Origin of the sequence: Protofrankia sp. Cr1 (assembly GCF_963555865.1) — a bacterium.
Taxonomy (GTDB): domain Bacteria; phylum Actinomycetota; class Actinomycetes; order Frankiales; family Frankiaceae; genus Protofrankia.
Genome location: NZ_CAUVXO010000656.1, coordinates 1 through 2,749, shown reverse-complemented (window position 1 = coordinate 2,749; position 2,749 = coordinate 1). Strand labels below are relative to the sequence as shown.

General features: G+C 67.7%; 2 protein-coding genes. One reads left to right on the top strand and one right to left on the bottom strand.

Features of this window, described 5'->3' with window-relative positions; all coding sequences use genetic code 11:
• Nucleotides 1-1,077 (bottom strand): NACHT domain-containing protein (locus tag U9980_RS27475; RefSeq protein ID WP_322770587.1); only part of this gene is annotated, 1,077 nt, incomplete at its 3' end.
• A gap of 774 nt (nt 1,078-1,851) precedes the next feature.
• On the opposite strand from U9980_RS27475, the gene U9980_RS27470 reads away from it, so the two are divergent.
• A complete protein-coding gene (locus tag U9980_RS27470) occupies nt 1,852-2,067 on the top strand; it encodes a hypothetical protein (RefSeq protein ID WP_322770586.1) in 216 nt (71 codons plus the stop codon).
• The last annotated feature ends 682 nt before the right edge of the window (nt 2,068-2,749 follow it).

Genomic DNA, 2,749 nt, shown 5'->3' with positions numbered 1-2,749 from the left:
GTTGTAGATGGTGCGAGCCAAGCTGGCCATCAGCGGAGTGGCCAATGCGAGGACGACCGGCGCCGTGGGGGCGGTAGCCAGCGCCGTCAGGACCGGGATCCACCGCGCAGTCCCGGCGCTGCCCCCGGTTTCAGTCAGGTATGCGGCGACCTGGGCGGGGTTCAGCCGGCACAGGCGGATAGCGGCGGCACCCTCGATGTGTCTGAGCCGACCGGGGCCAGGGCGGATCGCGTGCCGGAACGCCGTGACCCGGCAGCTGAGCACAAGCTGCTGGCCGTCCCGCAGGGTGGTGTTGATGGCCGCGATGGCCTGGTCGCGACCGCCGCTGCGGATCTCGTCCAGGCCGTCGAGGACCGGCAGGATCAGGCCGGCGTCCAGCAGGGCGCGGGCGCGGCTGATGCCGGCGGCCGCGGTGGTGGCCAGCCAGGGATGTTCCCGGATGATCTGGGTTTCCAACCAGCGGTGCAGGTCGTGGCGGTCGGGTCGGAAGGAGGCGAGCGGGACGAGCAGCGGCACCGGGCTGCCCGGGGTGCGCCGGGTGAGCAGGTCCAGTACCAGGCGGATGAGCAGCATCGTCTTGCCCGAGCCCGGTTCGCCGAGCACGACCAGCCGGCCGGTGGGCACCCGGTCGAGCACGCCGACCAACTCGCCGCCGGTGCCAGCGAGCTCGTGTGGGCCGGCTGCCGACTGGGCGGGCTGACGCCAGCCGGCGCCGGAGGCCGCCAGCCGGCGCAGGTCCGACCAGGGCGGAGACAGCGATGGGTCCGCCGGCTGCCAGGACACCTCCAGCGGCGGCCGGTTCAGATCCTGCCGGCGGGCCTCCGCCGCCCACTGCCGGCCAACCTGATCGGCCAACCGGTCCGCCACGCCGGCAACGTCGACGTCCCCGGCCGGGGTATCCCGCCGGTCAACCGCATACCCCGCCCAGGCCACCCACAGCCCGCCAGCAGCGACCACGGCGGCGAGCGTGCCCGCAGTACCCCGCCCACCACGCCACGGCGCAACCGCCGCCGCCGTCCCCGCCAGCCCCACGAGCAGGCCGACCGGCTGCCAGCGCTTCCCTCCGCGTCCCCCCATAAGGCGTGATTATCAACGCCAGGCTGGCCGGGTCGATCAGCGGCTTCGACCGTCAGCGATCATGTGGGGAATCGTTCGCTATCTGGACATGATCCAATGTGAGACCCGGAGCGTGCGCGGAGCGGCCGGAGGGTGTCCAAGAAACGTGTTGAAAAGTCAACGTGTCGAACAATGCGGCGGCCACCGATTCCCGGACGGTTGCCCGCTCGGTGAAGCGCAGATTATGATCATAAGAGGCGAGTGGTGTCGGTCGAGCCATGAGCAGACCGATATGGCCGCCGCCGGGGACCAGCGCTTCGACGTTACGCTATGTAGTCAGCCGCCAGATCGACGTACCGCCCGCAATTGCCGCGAGTCGGATACAGCAGTCGGTAGCTGAGTGTCATCGAGGTGCGGGTGCGGCTCCGCGCCGTGCCGGTCGGATGACACGCGCCAGGGCCTGTCGCGGGCCATGCCGGGGGGCGCACCATTGTTCGCGAATCGTGTGCTCGGCGATTTGCTTGTTCATTGCGCTCGTGCGGTGCGTGGCGCCTTCATCGACGGCGCACGCGAACCGGGCTCGCTCCTATCCGCCGGGCGGCTACGGCACCCGACCGGCAGTAACATCCGAGCGTGCAACCGCGACGTCACCGGATGCGCCAGCGGCAACGTCGTGACTCGGCAGACAGTGGCTCCGTTCCGCCGCGGCAGTAGCCACTGTGAAAAGCTACGCCAAGCGGTACGGCGTCGACCGCTACACCGCCTACGACGACCTCACCGCGCTCGGGTTTGCGTTTGCCCGACTCGGCGCGCCAATGGGCACAGCGCCCCCCGGCGACCCCACGCGGTCACGCCGAGCGTGGCGGCGACCAGGCCGACGACGAGTGGTGGACCATACTGGACGGCAGGTTGTTTCTCGTGACGGGCCGCACCTGGGGTGGTGCGCCCTACGGCACGTTCGCCGCCGAGATGCCGCCGTACGACGATTCGTTTGACAGCTTCGGAACGTGATCAGCTGTCCGAGACGGGATCAGCTATCCGAGCGATGCCCCTCGTACCGAAATTCCATCCGCCGTTGCTCCTGGTCGTGTCGTCGGTGGCCTCAGTCCGCGCCTGGACGGGATCACATCCCAGGCACCCACGAGCCATCTCCGTCTTCGTCCAAACAGGCACTCCGCCCCATATGCCACCGTCCGTAGCCACAGTCGAGAGACTGGTCTGAGGACTCGAACCGTTTGATCAACCCCCCGACCTGGACCGTAATCGATCAACATGGTCCTCAAACTTATAGATGCAACCAATCTGACCAGGTCAACGGCATGATTACAGAACATGGTGGACCTGACGTACCAGAATACGAACCGCTATCCGATTGTACCGGGTCCGACGATTGCCCTCGGCGACGCGGGAAGCAGGCCATCTACCTGCGAAGACGCCGCCCCGACCGGATAACACCGCGCCAAACCGTCGGAACCATCGCTGGATCCGCCTTCTCTGACGTCGCCTAATTAACCAGCCCCAGCGAGCTCCGTAAGCCCGCCCGGCCATATCGCCTCCGCGCAGGCCGTCCGACCGCCGGCTCCGAAAATCCTTATTATGGCACACGCGAGACGATGGCCGCTCAACCCGACAGAACCAACCTGAATGAAGTTGCGCGAGCAACCAATAGCAACCCACGACCTGAAGGTGATCT